This is a genomic window from Chryseobacterium sp. PvR013 (assembly GCF_017833095.1).
GTDB classification, from domain to species: domain Bacteria; phylum Bacteroidota; class Bacteroidia; order Flavobacteriales; family Weeksellaceae; genus Chryseobacterium; species Chryseobacterium culicis_A.
On the sequence record NZ_JAFIBT010000001.1, the window covers coordinates 3,344,519 to 3,369,251 of the forward strand.

Annotated in this window: 15 protein-coding genes and 1 riboswitch; of the genes, 3 read left to right on the forward strand and 12 right to left on the reverse strand. The window is 35.9% G+C overall.

Annotation, left to right across the window (positions count from 1 at the left end; all coding sequences use genetic code 11):
• Nucleotides 1-11 precede the first annotated feature (11 nt).
• The gene (locus tag JOE44_RS15275) at nt 12-2,945 is read right to left on the reverse strand and encodes a TonB-dependent receptor (protein ID WP_209786214.1); all 2,934 of its coding nucleotides are present in this window, start codon (nt 2,943-2,945) and stop codon (nt 12-14) included.
• An 86-nt stretch (nt 2,946-3,031) separates the two neighbouring features.
• Nucleotides 3,032-3,130, reverse strand: a riboswitch (SAM riboswitch).
• A 244-nt stretch (nt 3,131-3,374) separates the two neighbouring features.
• On the opposite strand from JOE44_RS15275, the gene JOE44_RS15280 reads away from it, so the two are divergent.
• Together JOE44_RS15280 and JOE44_RS15285 are read left to right on the forward strand one after the other, a co-directional pair.
• Complete coding sequence (locus tag JOE44_RS15280; protein WP_180565022.1) at nt 3,375-3,782, forward strand: type II 3-dehydroquinate dehydratase; 408 nt, start codon at nt 3,375-3,377, stop codon at nt 3,780-3,782.
• A gap of 71 nt (nt 3,783-3,853) precedes the next feature.
• Nucleotides 3,854-4,291 (forward strand): hypothetical protein, encoded by a 438-nt coding sequence (locus tag JOE44_RS15285; protein WP_209786215.1) that lies wholly within the window; start codon nt 3,854-3,856, stop codon nt 4,289-4,291.
• A 54-nt stretch (nt 4,292-4,345) separates the two neighbouring features.
• On the opposite strand, the gene pckA is transcribed toward JOE44_RS15285, so the two are convergent.
• The 11 genes from pckA to rimP all read right to left on the reverse strand — a co-directional run bounded on the left by pckA (nt 4,346) and on the right by rimP (nt 23,202).
• Nucleotides 4,346-5,962 carry a phosphoenolpyruvate carboxykinase (ATP) gene (gene pckA / locus JOE44_RS15290; protein ID WP_079240179.1) on the reverse strand — a complete coding sequence of 539 codons (1,617 nt, stop codon included), beginning with the start codon at nt 5,960-5,962 and terminating at the stop codon, nt 4,346-4,348.
• Nucleotides 5,963-6,089: 127 nt separating this feature from the next.
• Entirely contained in the window at nt 6,090-6,995 is a 906-nt protein-coding gene (locus tag JOE44_RS15295) for a GYDIA family GHMP kinase (RefSeq protein ID WP_209786216.1), read from the reverse strand.
• 10 nt (nt 6,996-7,005) lie between these two features.
• Nucleotides 7,006-7,881, reverse strand: coding sequence for an ACP S-malonyltransferase (gene fabD, locus JOE44_RS15300; protein WP_209786217.1), 876 nt, complete (start codon nt 7,879-7,881; stop codon nt 7,006-7,008).
• Between the two features lie 70 nt (nt 7,882-7,951).
• Nucleotides 7,952-9,922, reverse strand: coding sequence for a LysM peptidoglycan-binding domain-containing protein (locus JOE44_RS15305; protein WP_245169792.1), 1,971 nt, complete (start codon nt 9,920-9,922; stop codon nt 7,952-7,954).
• A 38-nt stretch (nt 9,923-9,960) separates the two neighbouring features.
• Nucleotides 9,961-11,547 carry a bacillithiol biosynthesis cysteine-adding enzyme BshC gene (gene bshC / locus JOE44_RS15310; protein ID WP_209786218.1) on the reverse strand — a complete coding sequence of 529 codons (1,587 nt, stop codon included), beginning with the start codon at nt 11,545-11,547 and terminating at the stop codon, nt 9,961-9,963.
• A 12-nt stretch (nt 11,548-11,559) separates the two neighbouring features.
• Nucleotides 11,560-13,497 (reverse strand): putative porin, encoded by a 1,938-nt coding sequence (locus JOE44_RS15315; protein ID WP_209786219.1) that lies wholly within the window; start codon nt 13,495-13,497, stop codon nt 11,560-11,562.
• 92 nt (nt 13,498-13,589) lie between these two features.
• Complete coding sequence (locus JOE44_RS15320; RefSeq protein ID WP_209786220.1) at nt 13,590-15,029, reverse strand: RagB/SusD family nutrient uptake outer membrane protein; 1,440 nt, start codon at nt 15,027-15,029, stop codon at nt 13,590-13,592.
• Between the two features lie 12 nt (nt 15,030-15,041).
• The gene (locus tag JOE44_RS15325; RefSeq protein ID WP_209786221.1) at nt 15,042-17,837 is read right to left on the reverse strand and encodes a SusC/RagA family TonB-linked outer membrane protein; all 2,796 of its coding nucleotides are present in this window, start codon (nt 17,835-17,837) and stop codon (nt 15,042-15,044) included.
• A 590-nt stretch (nt 17,838-18,427) separates the two neighbouring features.
• Nucleotides 18,428-21,406 carry a translation initiation factor IF-2 gene (infB, locus tag JOE44_RS15330; protein WP_209786222.1) on the reverse strand — a complete coding sequence of 993 codons (2,979 nt, stop codon included), beginning with the start codon at nt 21,404-21,406 and terminating at the stop codon, nt 18,428-18,430.
• A 76-nt stretch (nt 21,407-21,482) separates the two neighbouring features.
• A complete protein-coding gene (gene nusA, locus JOE44_RS15335; protein ID WP_105683265.1) occupies nt 21,483-22,718 on the reverse strand; it encodes a transcription termination factor NusA in 1,236 nt (411 codons plus the stop codon).
• Between the two features lie 16 nt (nt 22,719-22,734).
• Nucleotides 22,735-23,202: a ribosome assembly cofactor RimP gene (gene rimP, locus JOE44_RS15340; protein WP_105683264.1), complete on the reverse strand. Its 468-nt coding sequence runs from the start codon at nt 23,200-23,202 to the stop codon at nt 22,735-22,737.
• Nucleotides 23,203-23,416: 214 nt separating this feature from the next.
• Here rimP and JOE44_RS15345 point away from each other — a divergent pair, with 214 nt between their 5' ends.
• Nucleotides 23,417-24,730 (forward strand): UDP-glucose/GDP-mannose dehydrogenase family protein, encoded by a 1,314-nt coding sequence (locus tag JOE44_RS15345; RefSeq protein WP_209786223.1) that lies wholly within the window; start codon nt 23,417-23,419, stop codon nt 24,728-24,730.
• Nucleotides 24,731-24,733: the final 3 nt, after the last annotated feature.

The following is a 24,733-nucleotide window of genomic DNA, read 5'->3' on the forward strand; positions in this document are numbered from 1 at the left end:
ATTTTTAAAGGTTAAAGTGTTGCCTGAAGACCAAATGTAATTGTTCTCATTGCCGGATATCTGTAATACGTTGTTCCGTCCAAAGCCTGTTCAGGATCCATTCCCTTATGTTTATAGAAGGTCAGAAGATTTTCTGCCTGGATATAAATTCTGAATTTCTTAAGTCCTATTTTCTCAAAATAATCCTCAGGAAGAGTATATCCTAAACTTACATTTTTAAGTCTTGCATACGTTCCGGAGTAAAGAAATCTTGAAGATGTTGAGGTCCAGTTATTCGTTGTTGTACTCAATCCAGGAACATCTGTATAAGGATTTTCCGGAGTCCATCTGTTTACCATTTCAGCGCTCCATGCACGTCCTCCGGCACTTCCGTTATGCATGATGGAAGTATAATCAGTATCTAGAATTTTTCCTCCGATTTTGAATGTCAGTAATCCTGAAAAATCAAAATTCTTATAGGTGATACTGGTACTGATTCCTCCTGTCAGTTTAGGCAAGGCTGAACCCTGTAACAACTTTGTGGCTTTTGAATATTCCGAAGTCGTTCCTTCTACTGAATTTCCGCTGGCATCGGTAGCAACTGTTTTCCACAAAGGCTTTCCATTGCTTGGATCAACTCCAGCCCATTCCGGAATAAAGAAGTCATATACCGAACCTCCTACTGTCAACAGCTTAGTTCCTACTACAAGAGAACCTCCGGGTAATTTCGTTACCTTATTGTTTAAAGTACTCAGATTCACATCTACATTCCATTGGAAATTATCATTCTTAATGGGTGTTGTGAATAATGAAAATTCAAATCCTGTATTCTGAATGGTTCCGATATTCGCCGGATAATCACTGATTCCCAACGATGGTGCTACAGGCATATTAAACAAAAGGTCCTGACTTTTTCTTTTAAAATATTCGATATTTCCTTTAATCCTGTTATTCAGAATCGCGAATTCCAATCCTACATTTAAATTAAGGTTCGTTTCCCACTTTACATTATTGGTAGACGTTTTTTCCAGTGTTGTTCCCGGTTCTCCACCAAGGCTGATAAATCTGTACAACTCCTGATAAGCATAATAAAGCGGCTGCCCGTTAGGTCTAAGTAATTTATCATTTCCTTGTCCTCCGTAGCTGGCACGCAATGTCAATTGATTGAAGACATTCAGACTTTTGACAAATTCTTCGTTTGAAATTTTCCATGAACCTCCTACTGACCAGAATCTTCCCCACCTGTTATCTTTTGCAAATCTCGAAGAGCTGTCTGCCCTTCCTGAAGCAGATAAGAAATAGGTATTGTTGTAATCATACTCTACTTTTCCAAGGAAACTCAACAAACTCAATTTATTACTGTTTCCACTGAAACTTCCCAGTAAAGAAGCGGCGTCCGGCTCATAATAGTAAGGCAGTGAGAACTGACTTCTTGTTCCGGAGATTGTCTGATAATCATATTTATAGAATTCGTGCCCCGCTAATACATTGACATGGTGTTTTCCAAACTTTTTATCATACGTCAGAATATTACTGGTTGTATAAGAAAGCGTTCTGGTATTGGTTTTCGTCACCGATCCTCCAATCTCAGCGCCTTGCCCCAATAATGGATTTGAATAATAATGTCCGTTATAATTCACCAAATCCACAGAGAAACTCGTCTTGAATTTTAGCTCCGGCAAGAAAGTAAATTCCATGAATCCCTTCCCTGAAAAGTTGTCCTCTTTATTTTCGTTTTTATCTAATGGTAAGGTTGCTGCGGCATTTTGATTCTGAAGCGCATTTGTGGGTCTGTATTTTCCAAAATCATAAATCGGGTTTCCATCAGCATCCAAAATATAAGTTCCGTCAGCATTTCTTTCATAATAAGGATAGAATGAAGGAATAAATCTTGCCGCATTGATGATGTTACTGGCCTTGGAATCTGAAGAAGTAGGCGCCTGCTGAATACTGTTTGCATAGCTTAAGTTCACCCCAACATTCAGCCATTTTTTAACTTCAGAATTGATTTTCAATCGGGTATTATATCTTTTATATCCTGATTCAATTGCCATTCCCTTATCATCCAGATACCCCAGAGAGAAGAAATAATTACTTTTCTCACTTCCTCCGCTGATATCAAGATCCACCTGATTTCTTGAAGCCACTCTCTGCAAGATATCTCTCCAGTCATCATTCCAAAGTGGTGATGCACCAGGTAATAGCTTCCCATCTGTACCTACAGGCTTTGGATAAGCTGTCCCATATGGATTAATCCCCAGTGAAGAAACAAGGTTGTCTGTTGCCATCTGAGCGGCCTGCTGAGAAGAAACTTTCCCGGATTGATATCCATTTCTCAATGCTTCCCAGTACAGTTGAAAATACTGATCCGTATTTACCTGTTCATAGTCTTTTACGGCTCTTCCGGAGAATCCCTGACTGATATTAAAATTAACTTTTGCTTCCCCTTTTTTACCTGATTTTGTAGTAATGATGATGATCCCATTTGCTCCTCTTGAACCATACAAAGCACTTGCTGTAGCATCTTTCAGAACACTTATAGATTCGATATCGCTGGGACTGATTGAGTTTAGATTTCCATCAAAAGGAATTCCGTCCACTACATATAATGGATCACTGGAAGCACTTATTGAACCAATTCCTCTGATTCGGATCGTGGAAACAGCACCTGGCTGACCTGATGCGCTGGTAGTCTGAATCCCTGCAACCTGTCCTTCTAATGCTTTCGTAATATTCGTTACAGGTCTGTTATTGATTTTATCACTGGAAATTGTAGCTACGGAACCGGTATAGCTGTTTCTTTTCGCTTTTCCGTAAGCTACCACTACTACTTCATCAATCTCTTTTTCATGAAGGCTATCTTTTTTCGGCTTGGAATTCTGTGCATTTACACTGGTAATTCCCAGAAAAAAAACAGCAACCGGAGGTATCCAAGCTTTAGAATTAAATAAAGTTTTACTAATCATAATCAATTTTATTTATCATATATTAAAATTTAACCCTTTGCAGAAAAGTCAGCAAAGGGTTAAATTTTAATATACGATAAACCAAATGCTTATTTTTCCTTAAAAGGCTGAACGTAACACCTTGCCCAATGGGTAGGTTGTTAAGACTTCACGGGGTCAGTTCCCTCCATCTTTCTTTATAAGCCGATCGAAATATGTTTGCAAAGCTAAAAACTTTTAGTCTACAAAACAAGTAGACTTATTTATTTTTCATGATAAATTTTTAATAATTAACATAAAATTTTAATAAAACTCATTACAATAGGAGTTGTAGCCGTTATCATTTATTCAAACATGATAAATATCATTATTAATAATTCAATGGAACAAATATTTGAGGACACCTTAATTTTTGTACTATTAATTGAAAAAACTTTTTAATTTTATAGTATGAAAGTTTTGATTATAAATGGGCCTAATCTCAACCTTTTGGGCACCCGGGAACCGGAAATTTATGGAAATGTTTCCATGGAGAGTTATTTGGAAAATTTAAAATCCGAGTTTCAGTCTCATGAAATACAATATTATCAGTCTAATATTGAGGGTGAGCTTATCAACAGACTTCAGGAGGATGATTTTGATGCAGTGGTGATTAACCCGGGAGCATTTACCCATTATTCTTATGCTATCGCTGATTGTTTAAAGAATATCCGCAAGCCAAAAGTAGAAGTACATATCAGCAATATATACAAAAGAGAAGAATTCCGCCAGAAATCTGTAACGGCAGCGAATACAGATGCTGTTTTATCCGGCTTTGGAATGGATGGGTATAGATTGGCTTTATTGAGCCTGAAGTAATTTTCAGTCTATATTTTCCCACAGATAGCACAGATTCTCACAGATAATTATGTATAAAAAGAGAATAATTTATGAAGATAAAGGATAAGATTTACTGTAAAAGCATTGGCATATATTCCGGGCAATTAACGAAGAGAGAATCTTATATCGTTGAAGAAATAAATGATGAAAATATAAGAATCTGGAATGACGAAGGAAGACTGAGATGGTATTCTGATTTTTATTTTACTTTAAACAATGAACCTGAAATAATTTCTATTAACATAGATGATCCAATAGAAAATATTGAATCTGATGCCATAGAAGTAACTATTACCTTTTCCAACAAAGCAAAATACTGGATAACTTTCACTAATCCAAAGTATTTAGATAAGATATTGGACGAAGAATCTTACTTTTCTTCAAAACATTTTATGATCATAAAACATTTAACTGAAGAATCAATCAAATCAACAGTCTTAAAACTTGATGAACAGGATGAATTGATTGAAAACTGTCAAAAATATTAATAAAAAAGCCTCATCAATGATGAGGCTTTTCCTTATTTTATAGATAACTATTAATTAGATAGTTTGTTCCTGTAATTGAGGTCCTGAAGCAACTAATTTCTTACCTTCTTCAGTATCACAATACTGCTCAAAGTTTTTGATATATCTTGAAGCAAGATCTTTTGCTTTTTCTTCCCATTCTGAAGCACTTTCATATGTATCTCTAGGATCTAAAATACCTGTAGAAACGTTTGGCAATTCAGTAGGAATCTCAAGATTCATGATTGGAACCTGAGTTTTAGGAGCGTTATCGATAGATCCGTCAATGATTGCATCAATGATTGCTCTTGTATCTTTCAGAGAAATTCTCTTTCCTGTACCATTCCAACCTGTATTTACCAAATAAGCTTTAGCTCCGTGCTCCTGCATTTTACCGATCAATGTTTTAGAATACATTGTTGGGTGTAATGTAAGGAATGCTTCACCAAATGCAGGTGAGAAAGATGGTTGAGGTTCTGTAATTCCTCTTTCTGTTCCAGCTAGTTTTGATGTATAACCGCAAAGGAAGTGGTATTGAGCCTGATCTTCATTCAAGATGGAAACCGGAGGAAGTACTCCGAATGCATCTGCTGAAAGATAAACAATCTTCTTAGCATGACCTGCTTTAGAGGGCAATACAATTTTGTTGATATGATAAATTGGATAAGAAACTCTTGTATTCTCAGTGATTGATCCGTCTGTATAATCTGCTACTCCATTGTTCACAACAACGTTTTCAAGAAGTGCATCTCTTTTGATGGCAGCAAAGATATCCGGTTCTTTTTCTTCAGATAAGTCGATAACTTTAGCGTAGCATCCACCTTCATAGTTAAATACTCCGTTGTTATCCCAACCATGCTCGTCATCACCAATAAGATATCTTTTCGGATCTGCAGACAGAGTCGTTTTTCCTGTACCTGAAAGACCAAAGAATAAAGCTACATCACCTTTTTCTCCTACGTTAGCAGAACAGTGCATTGAAGCCATACCTTTTAATGGAAGGTAATAGTTCATCATTGCGAACATCCCTTTTTTCATTTCACCTCCGTACCATGTACCTCCGATGATCTGTAGTTTTTCAGTAAGGTTGAACATGATGAAGTTTTCAGAATTCAATCCTTGAGCTTCCCAGTTAGGGTTTATTGTTTTAGAACCGTTGATTACTGTGAAATCAGGTTCTCCAAAGTTTTCAAGCTCATAGTGAGAAGGGCGGATAAACATATTAGTAACAAAATGCGCCTGCCATGCTACTTCAACGATAAATCTTACTTTAAGTCTCGTATCTGCATTCGTTCCGCAGAATGTATCTACTACATAGATCTTTTTAGATTCAGCAAGCTGGTTCAGCACTAGTTCCTTACAAGAACCGAAAATTTCTGCAGTAGTAGGTAAGTTTACTTTACCATCCCAGAAAATTGTATCTCTTGTAACATCATCCTGAACAATATATCTGTCTTTAGGTGAACGACCTGTGAAAATTCCTGTTTTTACTGACACCGCGCCAGATTCCGTAAGTTCAGCTTTCTCAAATCCCTGATTTTCAGAAGAAACTTCAGCCTGGTATAATTCTTCATAAGAAGGATTATACACTACTTCATAGTTTCCTTTAATCCCCAATTTCTCTAAATCCTGGATGATTTTAGTGTTTTTCATTTTACTTATATTTTCTATTTCTTTATTGACTTCAACAAAAATAATATTAATTATTTGTTAAAGGTGGTTTAAATATACTGATATAAGTCAGAATGGCAAATAAAAAAACAGGATTGTAATCGGCTGATTACAAATCAATTATATTTTCCCATTCAAAAACCGAAGGAAAACCTTTCTCCCAAAAATAGTTCTTATAGTCCCCAAATTTGGCACTCATTACAAAATCTCCGCCCCATGCCCCTAAACTTTTGACAAAAGAAGGGCAATCTGAGAATAGCTTCTCTTTAACTGTGGAAATTTCAAGAAAATTAGCGATTTTATATTCATGAATCATCATTAATTCAGAAAAATTTTCCAATTCATTACATAACAATATTTTTTTTGTAAGATCAGAAAATTCATTAACCAATTCCGGAGACTTCTTTTTTGACTTGTAAAAATTGATTCCTTCTCTGCTATCCTGTTTCTGATTTAAGTGAATAAAAATCAATTCATTTTTAAAAGAAGGATTGAAATTAACCTTTTCATATTTTATTTCAGGTTTACTTTGGAAAAGAACGGCAGCCTTTTCTTTCGCCACCGCAATATCGTATCCACTGCCTCCTAAACTTATTGCATTAAGATAAAACGGGTCTATTCCGGCCCATTCTGAAAGATTATTCATCAGGGTAGAACTGCTCCCAAGTCCATAGTCTGGTGGAAACTGAAGGTTTGTTTTTAAATGATAGGTAAGATCAGTCTTGAATTTCTGATGAGAAAGCTGCTGAACATTTTTTAAGGTTTTGGTAATAAATTCAGCGCTTGATGGAATGTTGGTTTCTAAGATCTGCCATGTTTTATAATCAATAACAGCTTTCAACCATAGTGTATTCTGATGATAAGCCTCCCAGATAATCAGAGATTTTTTATCATCTGTTTCTTCAAAAAAAAACTCTTGTCCCAGCTTGGTAGGTACCGCTAAGACAAGAGCTCCATCGATTGCGAAATATTCTGAAGTAAGCATAAGCTTGCCCGGTGAAAATATCGCGTTCATATTTTTTGAATTAGATTGCAGAAGCAGATTCTACGGATCCGTCAATTTTCTTGATCAATCCCTGAAGGGTTTTTCCCGGTCCTACTTCTACGAAATTAGAGGCACCGTCTTTAATCATGTTCTGAACAGATTGTGTCCATTTTACAGGACCGGTAAGCTGAGCGATCAGATTTTGTTTGATCTCATCAGGATTTGTTACCGCTGTTGTAGTGATATTCTGGTATACAGGAATGGTTGCTTTTCTGAATTTTGTTTTTTCAATAGCTGCTGCCAGTCTTTCCTGTGCAGGTTGCATTAATGGTGAGTGGAAAGCTCCGTTTACCGGTAACAGTAATGCTCTTTTAGCTCCTGCTTCTTTCAGCTTTACACAAGCTTCTTCTACAGCAAGTGTTTCTCCAGAGATTACCAATTGTCCCGGACAGTTATAATTTGCAGGAACAACAATTCCGCTGATCTGTGCACAAATCTCTTCAACCTTAGCATCCTCTAATCCTAAGATCGCTGCCATAGAACTTGGATTTGCATCACAAGCTTCCTGCATAGCTTTTGCTCTTTCAGAAACTAATTTCAAACCGTCATCAAAAGATAAAACTCCGTTGGCAACTAAAGCTGAAAACTCTCCTAAAGAGTGTCCTGCTACCATTTCAGCGCCAAGACCATTTACGGCTTTTAATGCGGCTACTGAATGTATAAATATTGAAGGCTGGGTAACCTCTGTTTTCTTAAGATCCTCATCCGTTCCGCTGAACATCATGGAAAGAATGTCGAAACCTAAAATTTCATTGGCAGATTCCATCAGATCTTTAATATCTTTTCTAGAATCATACAATTCTTTTCCCATTCCTACGAACTGAGAACCCTGCCCTGGAAATACAAGTGCTTTCATGTATTGAATTAAATATTATGCAAATATAACTATAATGTTAACAATATTCTTTTAAACAGTTATAAATCATTTAAGGTACTAACCTGATTACTCTATAACCAGTATTTACATAAGCACCATTAGCTTTAGATTTTACAAACTCAAATTTTGTAGCAAGCTGAGTCTGAACTTTATTCATCTGTTTAAATATCTCTCCTTTTTTATTTTCTCTGGTTAACATGTCGTTGACAACATCAAAACCTACGATAGCATATTTTGGTGGAGTTTTGCAGTATTTGCTTTTATAGGCAGCCAGAATTTCTTTTTCAAAATTACCGTCAGTATTAATCTTTCTATCCATCAGATATACCAGACTTGCCTGGCTCAGCTCATCTACTTTCTTTTCAAAAACAGGAGAATAGAACATACTGAAGGCTTTTACTCCCTGTACTTCTTTAGAAACGGCGATTATTCTGCTGGCAAAAGCATCTCCTGCCGCATTATCATCATTCGCTAAAATAGCAATAACCGGAGCAGATTGTCCTGTCATCATATTCTGGTCAGGCTGAATATCTGCCGGAGAATTCACAATAATGATATTAGGATTTTTCACCGCTTTTTCAAGTCCTGCTTTGATGTAGTTGGCATTTTCTTTTTTAGAATCTGCCACGATATATATTTTTTGATCTGAATAGGTACCTTTAACTTCTTCCACAATCTTGTCAGCATAAGTCTGATTGTTCGTTTCTACGATAATAAGATTGCTGTAGTTATAGAGTTCCGGAGTATTGGCAAATGGCGCTACTACCGGGATTTTCTGATTTTTTGTAAAATCAAGAACATCAATTACATTGGATTTGAAGAATGGACCGATAATAAGATCTGTATTATCCGGATTAATCTGCGTCAAAGAATTTTTAAATGAAGCTTCATTTCCTGAGTCTACTACTTTAATATCCAGTTTTTGTCCACCTCTTGCATTTCTTTCGATGGCAAGTTTAGCACCAGTCAAAAAGTCAAGAGCCATTGCTCTGTATTGGGTTTCATTTGTACTGTACCCGAAAGGAAGCATTAGGATAACACTTAAAGCATCACCGTTTTTCTTCACATAAGCAGCATCCTGCTTCTTAATCTTTAGAACCATTCCGGTTTTCAAGCCATGTGAAAGGTCTGGGTTCAGAGCAATAAGTTCATCTATGGAAACACCGAATTTATTAACGATAGAAAATACTGTATCTCCCTGCTGAACCGTATAGGTAACATAATCATCACCTGCTACAACATTGGAAGCAGCTGTTGATTTTTCGTTCCCGGAATCCATTTTTGCTTTTGGATTTGAAGGTTCAGTAGGTGTGTTGGTGTTGGTATTATTTGTAGTGGATGTTTTTATTTTGATGGTATCCCCAGGCTTAAGTCCTTTTTCTTCCAATCCTGGATTTAAAGCAAAAAGATCCTGCTGGCTGATGCCAAACTGTTTTGTAATTCTGTAATAATTATCTTTAGACTGAATCACATAAGACTCTCCTTCTACAGCAGTGGTAACAGGTGTAGGTGTAATGGTGGTTATGTTTTTTTCTACGGCAGGTTCAGCATGTCTTTCTCCTGTTACAGCCTGTTGCTCTCCGCCATATTTTTTTATGCTTGCAAGAGGTAAAGTAATTTCGTCTCCGATTTTCATGTGAGAATCCAGCTCAGGATTCAATTTTCTTAAATCAGTTTCGGAAATTCTGTATTGTTTTGTAATACCATAGATGGTTTGCTTTGGCAGTAAAACAATTTTACCTAGAGAAGAAGCACTTGTAGTTGAAGTTACTTTTTCTGCTGGAGCTGTTTTTGTCACAGCCGGAGTGGCTGCTTTATCTGATTTTATTGTTAAAACATCTCCGATGGCCAATTTGCCATCTTTATGTTTTGGGTTTAGCTTCAGCAATTCATCTACAGTCATTCCATACTTTTTGGCAATGTTGTAAGGATTATCACCTTGCACAACCGTATGTGATTTCTGGGCTGAAACTCCCAAAACCATACATAAACTGGATAGAATAAAAAACCTCTTTATCATATTCGATAATTATAATTTACAAAAATACTTCTTTAAAATTAAATGGCAACAATTATTAATTTGGAATCATCAACCACCATTTCTTCCAAACAATTTTCAAGCCATGAATATCCATAATCTGAAAAGAATACACTAAAGTTATATACTCTTTCCTGCCACGTTTTAGCAGGATGAACATCTAAAAACAGATTTTCAAGTCTTTCCAGCAATTCATTCTGTTTTATTTTCTCAGCATGAAGCAGGCGTTTTTTCATTCTTTTAAATGATTTTAATTGCCGTACCTCTTCTGCCTTCACCATATTTCCAAAAGATCTCTCAGTAGTTTCAGCAGCTCCTTTCAACTCCGAAAAATTACGGATCAGCAATTCTTCTTTTTCTTCCAGCAGCTGCAAAATAGGGTTATCTTTTAAAATCTTCTGATTGGTAAGTACCGTGAAGTTCTGGAAAAAGTCGTCTATTTTAAGATCCAGTTTCTCAATTTTCCTTACTATTTTCTCCTTCAGGAAAAGCATAGAATTTCTTGGAATCAGAATAGGGAAAGGAATCATAATTTTTGAGAAATAGTCTTTCAGTTCCAGCCAGTACATGATTTCGGCATTTCCACCGATATAAGCCAGGTTTGGCAATACATTTTCCTGATACACCGGGCGCATTAATGCATTGGGACTGAATTTTTCAGGATGATTTTCCAATTCAGCCAGGATCTCCTCTTCTGTAAACTGAATTGCTTTATCTACAATGATATATTTCTGTCCGTTATATTCAATTCTGTCTCTGGTATCAGAAAGGTAGAAAAGGTTAATTTCACGAGGATTCACCTGAACCTTTCCATATTTCTCTGTCAGAAAATCTACTTTATCTTTAGCTGTTTTTTGTAAGCTGAAGTTCAGAAGTTCATCTTTAAAAATAGCCTTCATCTGCTCTTTAAGCTCCTTAGAATCTCCATCTACAATCAAAAGCCCGAATTCTGAAAAAAGGCGGTTAACAAGAATCTTAATGGCTTCCGTTAAGGTATTTCCTGTCTTGTAAGCTTCTTTCATCATTAAGATCAGCTCTGTTCCGAAAATAGAATCTTTAAATTCTTTTTCAAATTCCGAAATGAAATAGGTATCACTGATTTCAATTCGACCTACCGGACCTCCGGATTTCTCGTTGGTTTCGTAATAATTATTTTCGGTTTTAAAATGATTGATCTCAGCAAAATCATGATCCTCTGAAGCCATCCAATACACCGGAACAAAGTTAAAGTCCGGGAAGTTCTCTTTCAGATAGCTGCATGTCTTGATGGTCTGAAGAATTTTATACACAAAGAACACAGGCCCTGAAAATAAATTCAGCTGATGTCCTGTTGTAATGGTGAACGTATTGGGCAGCTTAGTATTCTCAATATTTTCTCTTTGCTTTGAAGAAAGGGAAAGGCTTGCAAGCTGGCCTTCGAACACACCTGATAAAATGCTCCTTTTCTCTGCTGTGAAAGAATCTTTTTTCAGATGAATCTGCTGTCTGAAATGATCCAGGGAAAATGTATTATTTTCAAAACCCTCAATTTTTTGATTTAAAAAATCTTTTACCAACTGAGGAATGCTTTCTATATCGTTAAATGATATTTTATTAATTGTTTTCAACCTGTATAGTTTTTAGTTGAACAAATACCACACAATTCCAATATTCAATCTGAAATCATACACCGGATAATGTGGAAATGCATATGCTTTGTTATTGGAAATAACAGTTCCTATCTGCTGCCCTTCTATGAAAAAGAACATTTTTTTCACTTTCATATTGATATAGATATCGGCGATAGGCTGTCCTCCAATTGAAAATGAATTGGCGTTAGGAAGGATATATTCGTTAAGAACAGGGAAATAATCTCTTGATGCAAATTTAGAAAAATAGTATACTTTAACTCCTGCCTGAATTTCTGCTGCTTTTTTGAAAGCCTGTGTCTGGTAGAAGAAATTGGCTCTCCCAATAAAGCCTGGCATAGGAAGCAGTTCTTTGTTTGTTAAAGTATTCTGGAAATGCACTCTTGTATTCAGATGGAATTTATTGAAGCTGAAAGTAGCATCTCCTCCAATCTGAGAGATATTCACTGAGTTATTACTTTGCTTAGGACTTCCGTTACTGTCAAAATAAGTATAGTTGTCAATTCTGAAATAATTGGCAAAGATTTCTGTTTTAAACCATTTTAGATTAATACTTCCTCCCACTTCCATTACAGATTGGTTCTTTGCATTTTCAAGGTAGTAATTGAAATTATTGTAAACGGAAGTATTCAGTAAGTAATTAAATGAAGGGTATGCACTCTGGAAGTTCACTTTTGCATTAACAAAATAATCTTTGATAGGTTCAAACTTCAGATTATTGGTTGTTTTAAGGTAACTTTTAAACTGGCTTCCGTTTGAAAATTCCAGGAATGAGTTCAGTTGGATTTTATCCCAAAGTTTTACCTGCAGGTTTCCTACAGCTCCGATTCTGTTTTCTTTTAGCTCACCAGGGAAAGACACTCCATTAAGGGCAACAACGTCTCTTATTCCTAATTTGATCATCTGATAGCGTACCCCGGCATCTAGTTTGAATTTTTCATTATTAAAAATCAAGCTTACTGTATTACTGAAGTTTTCAGAGTATTTTTTGGTTGTCAGTGGAAACCCATTCACTAAATCTGTAGGAGCATCATACCAATAAGACTCCAATCCAGTTTGGTTATAATAATATTTATTCCCCTGATGAGAAATAATATGTCTTATGCTGAAAGGAAATTTCCCGGAGTTGAAAGGCGTAAACTGATGGCTCAGATAGTATCTTCTGTAAGAAAACTGCGAGCTTGAAGAGGCCAGATTTACCTGTGCGTTTTGCCTGTTGCTATAATTACTATCCCCATTCATAAACAGGTTATCCTCTGTAATACCACCACTTTCCTGATTGTTTACATTCTGGTGAAGATAGTGAGCAAAGAGCTCATAATTGCCACTTTTTGAAACATAGTGTCCTGAGAAAAGGGTATTATTATTTGCTGACAATGAGTTTCTGTAAAGTCCCTGAGAACGAAGTCCCATGTATTCAAGGGCAAAATTGAATCTTTTCCCGATGTTCTGGGTGTAGGTAGATCTTAGAGCGGCTCCGTTTCGCATGGCATTGTGATAAACAAAGGTAGCGGTAGGTGTTTTTACATCGTAGTATTTCACATCATTTGCTCCAATGATCATATACGATTTATTGGATGGCAATAAGGAAAGGTTTTCCTCAGCATTTACTTCGAATACAAGAGGGTTAAATCCAGAGCCAATATTGGCAGGCTGTACTCTTCCAAAGTTATCTTTATTATTTTGTTGTGAAAAGATATACGTTTTATCAAAAGTCATTACCGTATCAAAAACTTTCTTTTCGGAAAACTGAGTCTGATACTGGTAATCATTAATGGTAGGTTTGAAAATTTTCAGGGAATCTTTCTTCCCGGAATCAATCACAAGGGTGTCTTCTTTCTGTGGTTGAGGCTTAGCGTCTGCTTTATTAACAACCTGAGCCTTGGCTATAAAACCTAAAGAGAAGAGTATGAAAAGGATGTACTTCATTATTGATTATTGTACAGCAAAAATAAGAAATAAAAGAACATAAAAAACCCCTGCTTTGAGCAGGGGTTCTATATTGAATGATTATTCTATGATTAATAACCAGGGTTTTGCTGAATCTGTGGATTGTTATCAATTGCTCCTTGAGGAATTGGTAATTGCCACTTATGACTTGCAACAGGAAGCGACAAAACAGTCGCAGGGTTTCCTGCTCCATTAGATTCCGGACCGAAGTTAGATCTTTGAATAGGTAGAGCAAGTCTCTTTAATGTAAAGAATCTGTCTGTTTCAAATGCTAACTCTAATCTTCTCTGTAACATAATTGCATTCCAAAGATTTTGACCAGATTCTGTTCCTGGAACAAAACCAGTATATCTTTGTGCTCTTAATGTATTTAATAACCCTAGAGCTCCAGCTTCATTTCCTTTCTTAAACATTGCTTCAGCAACATTTAAAACTACTTCTGAAGTTCTTAAATACTTAACATCCACAGCTTCAATTGGCTTGTCTGTAGCTTGTTTGTATTTAATTACGTTATTATAGTTCTTACCATTAAAAGGAGAAGTTATAATATAAGAAGATTTTCTGATATCTGTATCTAGGAATTTAGTATATAGATCATAGTCAACAACATATTCTGACTTAATCTGACCTCCTACAGTCTGGTTATAAGCAGAACCTGTTTTAATGTTTTCAATACTTGAGTTCAATACTTTGAATAATACTCCATCAGTAGAAGTATCGTTCCAGATATTTTTGAAAGTTCCGATTGTTCCTACACTTGGTTTCAAAGCGATAGATTTTTGTCCCCAAAGAATCGCATTATCATAGTCACCTTTATATAGATATACTCTTGATAACATACCTTGTACAGCAGCTTTTGTCAGTTTACCAACATTTGCTGATTGCGTAATGTTTTGTTCAGCGAAAAGTAAATCATCAAGAATTCTGTCATAAACCTGATTTACGTTTAAGTTTCTTGTCGTTATTAAAAACGGATCGAATTTATCTACATATGCAATACCCATTGAAGTTCCTGCATCAGCAGACTGAGTAGGTATTTTACAATATCTTCTCACAATATCAAAGTGAGCAATTGCACGAATACCTCTTGCTTCAGCTTCGATATTGGTTCTGAATGCTCCTGCTGCTAAATTATTAATCTTATCAAGAACTGCATTAGCTCTAGCTGCTACAGCATAACCTGCTCCATACACAGAAGTAACTTCTCCTACGTTCCCAGCAAAATTTAAATTGTAACCATCATTATTAGATCTTCTCCCTTGAGGATTCTGAATTAAGTTATCTGAAAGAATATCAGGAATAATTAATTGAGTATTATCTAAAGAATAATAACCTCCCGCTTTAAATGCATCATAAGCATAATCAACACCTCTTCTGAAATCTCCTTCAGATGTATAATAGTTATCTACAATCAGTCTATCATTTGGCTCTACACTTAAATCATCAGTACAAGATGTTGCGGTGAAAGCAAGTGATGCAAATAATACTATTCTTACTATATTTTTTTTCATGATAAAATTGAATTAGAAGTTAACTTGCACTCCCATTAGGAATGTTCTTGTATTTGGATAGTTGTATAAGCTTAAAGCTCCTGGAATAAATGCTCCATTGTTAATCTGAGTTTCAGAAGCTACAGCGATTTCTGGATCCCCTGTAAAGTTAGTCCAAAGCGCTAAGTTCTGACCAGAACCATATACTCTGATACTGTTTACAGGAAGTTTCTCACCTAAGAATTTCTTATCAAATGTATATCCAATTTCTACTGATCTTAGTCTTACGAAATCTGTTTTTTGTAAGAATTGATCTGTTGTTTGAAGACCATTTACGTTAGGTTTTGGCAATACATCCTTATCACCTGGGTTTTTCCAGTAGTTAAATGCATCTGTGCTTAAGTTTTGGTTATAAGCAGAGAAGTCAACAAGGTTTTGTCCTACAATATTGTAGCTATATCCTCCTGTCTGGAAAGAGAAATCTGCATTTAAGTCAAATCCTTTATATCTGAAAGTTGTTCCAAAACCTCCATAAGCACTTGGTAATGTAGATTTTCCTGGTAAGAACTGAGCATCACCTGAGCTATATACATTGGTGATAGAGCCATCAAGTTTGTAGTACAATGCATCTCCATTAGTAGGATCTACCCCTGCACTTTTAACCATTTTAAATACTGTTGGCTCATTTCCGATACTCATAAATGTGTAACCGTCTAAACTAAGCTGAGTGTTAGTTCCATACAAGCTCTTCACATTATATTTAAGCATTGAAATGTTTCCTCTTACTGACCAGTCAATATCTTTACTTCTGATGATATCAACATTTAATTCAGATTCTAAACCTTTAATTTCAATATTTCCGGCATTAGTAACACTCGAGAATAAATATCCTCCACCTTCATATTGAGTACTTGGAATTGCATAAAGGAAATCTTTTCTGTCATCCTTAAATACTTCCGCACTTAGTTTAACTCTGTTATTCCACATTACAAAGTCAACCCCTAAGTTTTGAGATGTTTTAGATTCCCATTTAAGGTTTTTATTTCCTACGTTATTAGAAGGACCTGATGTAGGATCTAAACCATAGTCACCAGATACAATAGAAATAAGGTTTTGGTAATCAGCAAGAGCAGAGATATTACCTGTTGTACCAATACTATATCTGAATTTGATATCATTGAAGAAAGGTACATCAAAGAAAGATTCTTTTGCTAAGTTCCATGCTGCTGAAGCAGACCAGAAGTTACCATATTTATTACCTTCTCCTAATCTTGAGTTTCCATCTCGTCTGATGGATCCTGATACGATATATCTATTAGCGTAGTTATAGTCAACAACTCCTAATAAACTCACGTAGTTTGTTGTAGTTGTATTACCTGTAACAGCAAATGGAGTAGCTGCAGAACCTACGTCAGTAATATCTGGTCCTAGCATAACTCTTTTTGTACCGGATAAACTACCGAATTGTTCCTGGCTATATTCAAATGCAGCAACTGCAGATACTTTATGTTGTCCAAAAGATCTTGTAAAGTCGAATCTGTTGTTAAATACATATGTCCAGAAATCTGATCTAGTATCTCTGATACTTCCATCCGGATATCCATATACTTTAGCAATATCTGAACCTTTTCTTACAACATATTTGTTTTTTCTAAGGTCATAGATCGTACCGAAAGTAGATTTAAATGATAATCCTTTAAAGAATTCGTATGTACCAAAAACCTGTCCTGACAATCTAGTTCTCCAATCTGTTGTCACCTCATTTCTTCTAAGGTCAATTGGGTTAATAGAGTTTGTTGTAGGGTTAAATGAACCATTTGGATTATAAATTGGCTCATATGGATTCAATGAATATACTGAATAGAATGGGCTTAATGCGTTATATGAAAAACGTTGATCCTGGGTCTTAACATTTACGATACCAAAATCAAAACCTAACTTCATTTTATCAGTAATCTTCTGGTCGAAGTTAAATCTTGCATTATATCTTTTGAAACCCTCTAATTCTTGTAGGATCCCTGAGTCAGAATCATAACCGATAGAAGCATAATATGAGTTTTTATCTCCTCCACCTCTTACAGATAAGTTGTGGTATTGAATGCTTGAGTTTCTTAAAATTTCTTTTGACCAATCATGATCTTGTGCTAGCAACTGAGCTTTTTCCTGCTCTGTATAAAGTGGGTTTGGATTAATTCCAATAGTAGACATCTCATCTTCAAACTGAATCTTTTGTGCAGTATTCATCATTTTGAAGTTGATATCTTTTGGCTTATAAGCAAAACCAAATCTTGTATCATATGTAATGGCAGGTTTTCCTAACTTACCTCTTTTAGTGGTAACTACGATAACCCCGTTTGCTGCTCTAGCTCCATATACAGCTGTAGAAGCTGCATCTTTCAATTCTGTAACACTTTCAATATCTGTTGGAGGGATCGAGTTAAACTGACGTTGAGTCATGTAAACACCATCAACCACAAATAATGGATCAGATGCTCCTAAAGTAGAAGAAACGTTAATAGCTCCTCTAATTCTAATTGATCCTGGTTCTCCTGGCTTACCAGAGTTTGTAGACACCTGCAAACCTGACATCTTACCTTGAAGCATGTTTGTAATACCTGTACTTGAAGCTGACATTCTAGTTAATTCTTCACCAGATACTACAGAAACAGCTTGGGTAACTTCTTCTTTTTTCTTTTTTTGTACCCCAACTACAACAATCTCATCAATTACTTTAGTATTTGCTGTATCTTTTTTAGTTGTTTGCGCAAAAGCGGATTGTCCTAAAAAGAACATAACTCCTGCACTCAATACACATAATTTAACATTCATATTAACAAATTTTAATATATTTTAGCAACAAATATGTTAATAAATATTAACACTAGCAAATTTTTAACTTACATAAAATGAGATATTTTTAACAACAAACAGTGATTATAGCTTAAATTATAAATATATCGCAATTTTAAAAGGACAAAAAAGCTTAAAATTCAAACAAAATATAAAAACAAACACTTTAAATATCTAATTCATAAATTGATATTTTTTTATTTATAATCATTCTAAACTAAAATATTGAATAAATTTAGCTTTTAAGACCATATTTACATATAAAAAGAAGAAAATCCCCATATTTCATTCACAATCTCAACCAATTATCACCAAACCATCTTTTTTCCATAATGTTGATGTAATGAATTTTGGAAAGTCTCGCATAAAAGCATCAAAATGCTAAGCGTGTAGCCAATGGGTTACATAAAAAATCACATATCAACATATAAAAGCACCGAAATATTCTAACTGAAAAAAATTAACCAATACAAGAAATAAGACTAATAAAATACTTGACACCTTTATAAAAGACATAAAAAAAAAGTGCCATCTCATGAGATGGCACTTTTATCTATTATACTAAGATATTATTTAAGTTTTTTCTTAACAGCTACTTCTTCGTATACTTCAAGAATATCGCCTGTTTCAATATCATTATATCCTTTAAGGTTCAGTCCACATTCGTAACCTTTTGTTACTTCCTTCACATCATCTTTGAAACGTTTTAAGCTTTCAAGCTCTCCGTCGAATTTAACAATACCATCTCTTAACAGACGTACTTTGGATTGTCTTGTTACTTTTCCGGTAAGAACCATACAACCTGCAATTGTTCCCACTTTAGAAATTTTGAATACTTCACGGATTTCAACATTACCAATTACCTGCTCCTGAATTTCCGGCGAAAGCATTCCTTCCATTGCTTCTTTTACCTCATCAATGGCTTTATAGATTACAGAATATGTTCTGATCTCAATTTCTTCACGGTCTGCAAGTTCTTTTGCATTAGCACCTGCTCTCACATTGAATCCAATGATAATAGCATCTGACGCTGCCGCTAGGTTGATATCAGATTCAGTGATCTGTCCAACCCCTGAGTGAAGAATTTTCACACTGATTTCCTCTGTTGACAATCTTTGTAACTGATCAGAAAGAGCTTCTACAGAACCATCCACGTCTCCTTTCAGGATAATATTCAATTCTTTGAATTCTCCTAAAGCAATACGTCTACCTAATTCCTCAAGTGTTGTATGTTTCTTGGTTCTGATTGACAATTCTCTCTGTAACTGTTCTCTCTTGTTGGCAATAGCCTTACCTTCACTTTCATCAGCATATACTCGGAACTTATCACCTGCAGTAGGTGCTCCGTCCAATCCTAAGATCGTTGCCGGAATAGATGGTCCTGCTTCATTAAGGTTTTTACCTCTTTCATCAAGCAAAGCTTTTACTTTACCGTGATTTTTACCTGCTACTACATAATCACCCACTCTTAAAGTTCCGGTTTGTACCAACATTGTTGCTACATAACCTCTACCTTTATCTAAAGATGCTTCAATAACAACTCCATTTGCTGCACGTTCAGGGTTTGCTTTCAACTCAAGCATTTCAGCCTGTAGTAAAACTTTCTCTAACAATACATCTACATTGTTACCAAATTTAGCCGAAATCTCCTGCGCCTGAACATTACCACCCCATTCTTCTACTAAAACCGGAGGGTTTAAGCCTGAAAGCTGTTGACGGATGTTATCAGGGTTTGCGTTCGGTTTATCAACTTTATTGATTGCAATAATCATTGGAACCTGAGCAGCCTGAGCGTGAGCAATAGCTTCTTTCGTCTGTGGCATCACATCATCATCGGCAGCAATTACAATAATTGCAATATCCGTGATCTGTGCACCTCTTGCTCTCATCGCTGTAAAGGCTTCGTGACCAGGTGTATCTAAGAAGGTAATTCTCTGACCGTTTTCCAGTTTCACATTATAAGCACCAATGTGCTGTGTAATTCCTCCTGATTCCCCAGCAATTACGTTGGTTTTTCTCACGTAGTCCAATAATGAAGTCTTACCGTGGTCAACGTGTCCCATTACAGTAACTACAGGAGCTCTTTGCAATAGGCTTTCTTCAGTATCCACTTCTTCTTCTGAATCTGTATCTTCAAGATCAGCATCCGAGAATTCAATTTTATAACCAAATTCATCTGCTACTAATAATAAGGTATCAGCTTCAAGTCTCTGGTTCATGGTAACCATTACTCCTAATGAGAAACAAGCAGAGATTACTTCAGTTGGAGAAACATTCATCAAACTTGCCAGTTCACCTACTGTGATGAATTCTGTTACTTTAAGAGTTCTGTCTTGTGCTTCAAGCTCCTGCTGACGCTCATCCTGCTCTCTACGGAAAGTTCTTTTGTCTTTTCTGTGTTTTGCAGATTTAGATTTCCCTCCTTTATTAGTAAGTTTTTCTAATGTTTCTTTGATCTGGTTTTTAACTTGTTCGTCAGTAAGCTCAACTGGCATAACTCTTTGTCCAGGTCTGTTGTTCTGGCCTCCTTTTTTGAAGCCACCACCACCTTGGCCCTGACGGTTTCCACCACCCTGGTTATTTCCAAAACGGTTTCCACCCTGGCCTCCCTGACCTTGCGGACGGTTTCCTTGACCACCCTGACCCTGGCGGTTTCCACCTTGTCCACCCTGACCTTGCGGACGGTTTCCTTGGCCTTGACCACCTTGGTTATTGTTATTATTATTTCCTGAGTTTTGATTATTCCCTTGACCTTGTTGGTTATTCTGGCCACCAGGTTTTTCAATTCTCTTTCTTTTCTTTTTTGCTCCGGCACCTGGCTTCGGCGCAAACTGAGTTAAGTCAATCTTTTCCCCAACGATCTTAGGACCATCAAGTTTCTGATATACTGTCTCAATTTTCTGTGGTTCCTGAGATTCAGGCTCAGCCTCTACTTTTGGAGTTTCCACTTTTTTCTCCTCTACAACTACTGGTTTTGGAGTTTCTTTTACAGGTTCCACAGGTTTAACTTCTTCTTTTTTCTCCTCCATTTTTGGCTTGTCTTTTTTCACAGGTCTGTTTCTAGATTCTATTTGAGACAAATCAATTTTATCCAAAACTTTAAATTCCTGCTTTTCAGGTACTGCTTTAACTTCCGGCTGTTGTTCTTCTTTCACGATTTCTTCTTTCTTTTCTTCAACCGGTGCTGCAACAGGAGCCACAGGAGCTGCAGGAGCTTCTTCAACTTCAGGCTTCTTAGGTTCTAACTCTATTTTACCTAAAATTCTAGTTTCTGGTTTATTTGCTTTAGCTCTTATCACTTCAGGGGTTTTCTTTTCTTCAATTTCCAGTTTTTCTTCCGGAACTTTAGTGATCACCACCTCATGGGAAGCCTTTCTTTGTTCGCCGTCTTTAGCAAACTCAGCCTCCAATGCAGAATATGCCGATTCTTCCAATTGAGCGTTAGGATTGCTTTCAACTTCGATACCCTTTGATTGTAAAAACTCTACTAATCTGGACATCGAAATATTGAATTCCTTAACCGCTTTATTTAATCTAATTTTTGGCATTTATATTATTTACTGTTTTTAATTTTTAAAATTAAAGTATTTCTTTTTTACTGTTTATTAAAATTTATTTAAAATCTTAATCTTCAAATTCTTCTCTCAGAATACGTTTAACCTCTTCGATTGTTTCTTCTTCAAGGTCAACCATATTTAAAAGACTCTCAGTTTCTTTATCCAATACTGATTTTGCAGTTGTAAGTCCTACTTTCTTAAACTCATCCAAAATCCACTGCTCGATATCATCGTTAAATTCTCTCAATTCAACATCATCATCCTCGCTGGACTCTCTGTACACATCAATCTCATATCCTGACAACCAAGAAGCCAGTCTGATATTCTGTCCTTGTTTTCCAATTACTTTAGAAATCTCTTCAACAGGAGTATATACTAGTGCATAGTTTTGTTCCTCATTGATGTCAATTTTATTGATGGTAACATTTCCTAATGCTCTCTTCACTAAAATCTCAGGGTTTTTAGACCACTGAATAACATCGATGTTTTCATTTCTCAACTCTCTTACAACACCATGAATTCTGGATCCTTTCACCCCAACACAAGCTCCTACCGGATCAATTCTGTCATCATAAGCATCTACTGCAATCTTCGCCTTTTCACCAGGAATTCTTACTACCTTTTTCAGCATAATTGTTCCGTCCTGGATCTCAGGAATTTCCAGCTCTAATAACTTCTCAAGGAATTTAGGTGCAGTTCTGGAAATAATAATCTGTGGTTTAGAACCTTTAAAATCTACTGTCTCAACAATAGCTCTGATATTCTCACCCTTTTTAAAGAAATCGGATGGGATCTGGTTTTCTTTTGGTAAAATAAATTCATTTCCTTCATCATCCAACAAAATCACATGCTTGTGACGGATATGGTGGATTTCCCCTACAACAATTTCCCCAATTTTATCTCTAAACTGTTCGTACAGCATTGCATTATTGTGCTCCTGAAGTTTTGTAGCCAGAATCTGCTTAAGGGTAAGAATATTTCTTCTTCCCAATTGCGCAACAGGAATTTCCATTGTAAAGTCCTCCCCTACTTCGAAGGTAGGGTCAATCTTCTTAGCTTCAGAAATTTCAATTTCCAAATCATCATCTTCAGACATTTCGTCCTCTACAATTGTTTTATTTAAAAATATCTGAAAATCTCCTTTATCCGGGTTTACAATCACATCAAAATGATCATCTGAATCAAATCTCTTTCTTAAAAGAGTCTTCAGTGAATCTTCAATAATTGCCATAAGATCAATCTTACTGATCCCCTTTTCGTCTTTAAAATCACCAAAGGATTCAATCAACGCTATATTATCCATCTATTCTTTTTTCTTTTTAAAATTTAATTACTACTAATGCTTTTTTGATCTCAGGATAAGAAATCTCTTTCTCTTCCTCCACATCTACTTTTCCTTTTCCGATATCTTTCGGCTTGCGGTAACGTAAAACAAGTGTGATCTTCTCATCATCTACTTTTGACAATTCTCCTTCAATTTTAGAAGAATCTTCCAGCATTACCTCAATTTCTCTTCCAATATTTTTACCGAATTGTCTTGGTGTGGACAATGGCTCGCTCAGTCCTGCAGACATCACCTGAAGGCTAAAGTCATGCTCTTCACGATCCATATTAAATTCAATTGCGCGGCTTGCATCAAGACAATCCTGCAAAGAAACTCCGTTATCACCATCCAAAATCACTGTAATATCATCCCCTGCAGAAATTTTAAGATCAATAAGAAACAGATCTTTTCTGGTCTCAAGGAATTCATTTAATAATTCTTCAATTCTTTTTCTAAACTCCATATATTTTTATCTTGATTTACAGTACGAAAAAAGGCTTTCTTCCGAAGCCTTCCCATTTTTTCCGTAAATCCATTGCAAATATAAGCTTTTTTTCTAAAAACACAAAATTATCTTAAGTATCAAGTAAATAGCGCCAGATTCATTTACAATAAATTAAAAGAATATGTCACAGGATTTTTATTACTTTTGTCTTTAGAATTTTAAAACAAACATTTTGAATATAACGATTGTAGGAACAGGTTATGTGGGATTAGTTACAGGAACTACTCTGGCAGAACTTGGCAATTCAGTATACTGTGTTGATATTGATGAAAAAAAAGTAGAAGGTATGAAAAACGGCGTTGTTCCCATCTATGAGCCGAACCTTGAAGAAATGTTTTTAAGAAACATCCAGTCTGAAAGATTATTTTTCACTACCAACCTTAAAGAAGCTTTAGACAAGAGCGAAGTAATATATCTTGCACTACCAACCCCTCCGGGTGAAGACGGATCTGCAGATTTATCTTATATACTTCAGGTAGCTAATAATATTGGTGATCTGATGACTGAGTACAAAGTCATTGTAAATAAAAGTACTGTTCCTGTAGGAACCGCAGACAGAGTAAGAGAAACGATATCTTCTAAAACAGATATTCCTTTTGATGTCGTTTCAAATCCTGAATTCTTAAGAGAAGGCTTTGCCGTTGAAGACTCCATGAATCCCTCAAGAGTCGTTGTAGGTGCCAGCTCAGAAAGAGCAAAAGATATCATGTCTAAAATATATCAGCCTTTCACCAATACCGGAATTCCTATTATCTTCATGGATGAGAAGTCCTCAGAGCTTACCAAATATGCAGCGAATTCATTTTTAGCGGTAAAAATCACCTTTATGAATGAGATTGCCAACTATTGTGAAAAAGTAGGCGCTGATGTAGACAAGGTAAGACTGGGAATGGGTAGTGATGACAGAATCGGGCATAGATTCTTATTCCCGGGAATCGGATATGGCGGAAGCTGTTTCCCTAAAGATGTAAAAGCTCTTATAAAATCCGGAAAGCAGGAAGATTTTAATTTCCAGATTCTTGAAGCTACGGAAAAAGTAAATACAACCCAGAAAGTAATCTTAGTCTCTGAAATTGAAAAATATTTTGGCGGAAATATTGAAGGAAAGAAAATTGCCATGTGGGGACTCGCCTTCAAAGCAAACACAGACGACATCAGAGAAGCTTCGTCTTTAGACAATATCGCGCTTCTGCTGGAGAAAGGAGCAGAGATTATAGCGTATGATGCCGTAGCAGAAAGCAATGTTCAAAAACTTCTAGGCAATAAAATACAATATGCCAAAGGAATGTATGATGCACTGGAAGATGCAGATGCATTATTTATTGCTACAGAATGGCCTGAATTCAAAAATCCTAATTTTGAGCTTATGACTAAAAAAATGAAAAACAAAGTCATTTTTGACGGCAGAAATATGTATCCCTTGGAAATCCCTGAACAAAACGGATTCCATTATAAAAGTATAGGAAGAAAGACCATCTCAAAATAAATA

Bases quoted from the DNA above. Each gene is read 5' to 3' on its own strand.
- JOE44_RS15320 (WP_209786220.1), bottom strand. From the start codon at position 15,029: ATGAAAAAAAATATAGTAAGAATAGTATTATTTGCATCACTTGCTTTC.
- JOE44_RS15305 (WP_245169792.1), bottom strand. From the start codon at position 9,922: ATGATAAAGAGGTTTTTTATTCTATCCAGTTTATGTATGGTTTTGGGA.
- rimP (WP_105683264.1), bottom strand. From the start codon at position 23,202: ATGGAGTTTAGAAAAAGAATTGAAGAATTATTAAATGAATTCCTTGAG.
- nusA (WP_105683265.1), bottom strand. From the start codon at position 22,718: ATGGATAATATAGCGTTGATTGAATCCTTTGGTGATTTTAAAGACGAA.
- JOE44_RS15280 (WP_180565022.1), top strand. From the start codon at position 3,375: ATGAAAGTTTTGATTATAAATGGGCCTAATCTCAACCTTTTGGGCACC.
- JOE44_RS15295 (WP_209786216.1), bottom strand. From the start codon at position 6,995: ATGAACGCGATATTTTCACCGGGCAAGCTTATGCTTACTTCAGAATAT.
- pckA (WP_079240179.1), bottom strand. From the start codon at position 5,962: ATGAAAAACACTAAAATCATCCAGGATTTAGAGAAATTGGGGATTAAA.
- JOE44_RS15275 (WP_209786214.1), bottom strand. From the start codon at position 2,945: ATGATTAGTAAAACTTTATTTAATTCTAAAGCTTGGATACCTCCGGTT.
- infB (WP_209786222.1), bottom strand. From the start codon at position 21,406: ATGCCAAAAATTAGATTAAATAAAGCGGTTAAGGAATTCAATATTTCG.
- fabD (WP_209786217.1), bottom strand. From the start codon at position 7,881: ATGAAAGCACTTGTATTTCCAGGGCAGGGTTCTCAGTTCGTAGGAATG.
- JOE44_RS15285 (WP_209786215.1), top strand. From the start codon at position 3,854: ATGAAGATAAAGGATAAGATTTACTGTAAAAGCATTGGCATATATTCC.
- JOE44_RS15315 (WP_209786219.1), bottom strand. From the start codon at position 13,497: ATGAAGTACATCCTTTTCATACTCTTCTCTTTAGGTTTTATAGCCAAG.
- JOE44_RS15325 (WP_209786221.1), bottom strand. From the start codon at position 17,837: ATGAATGTTAAATTATGTGTATTGAGTGCAGGAGTTATGTTCTTTTTA.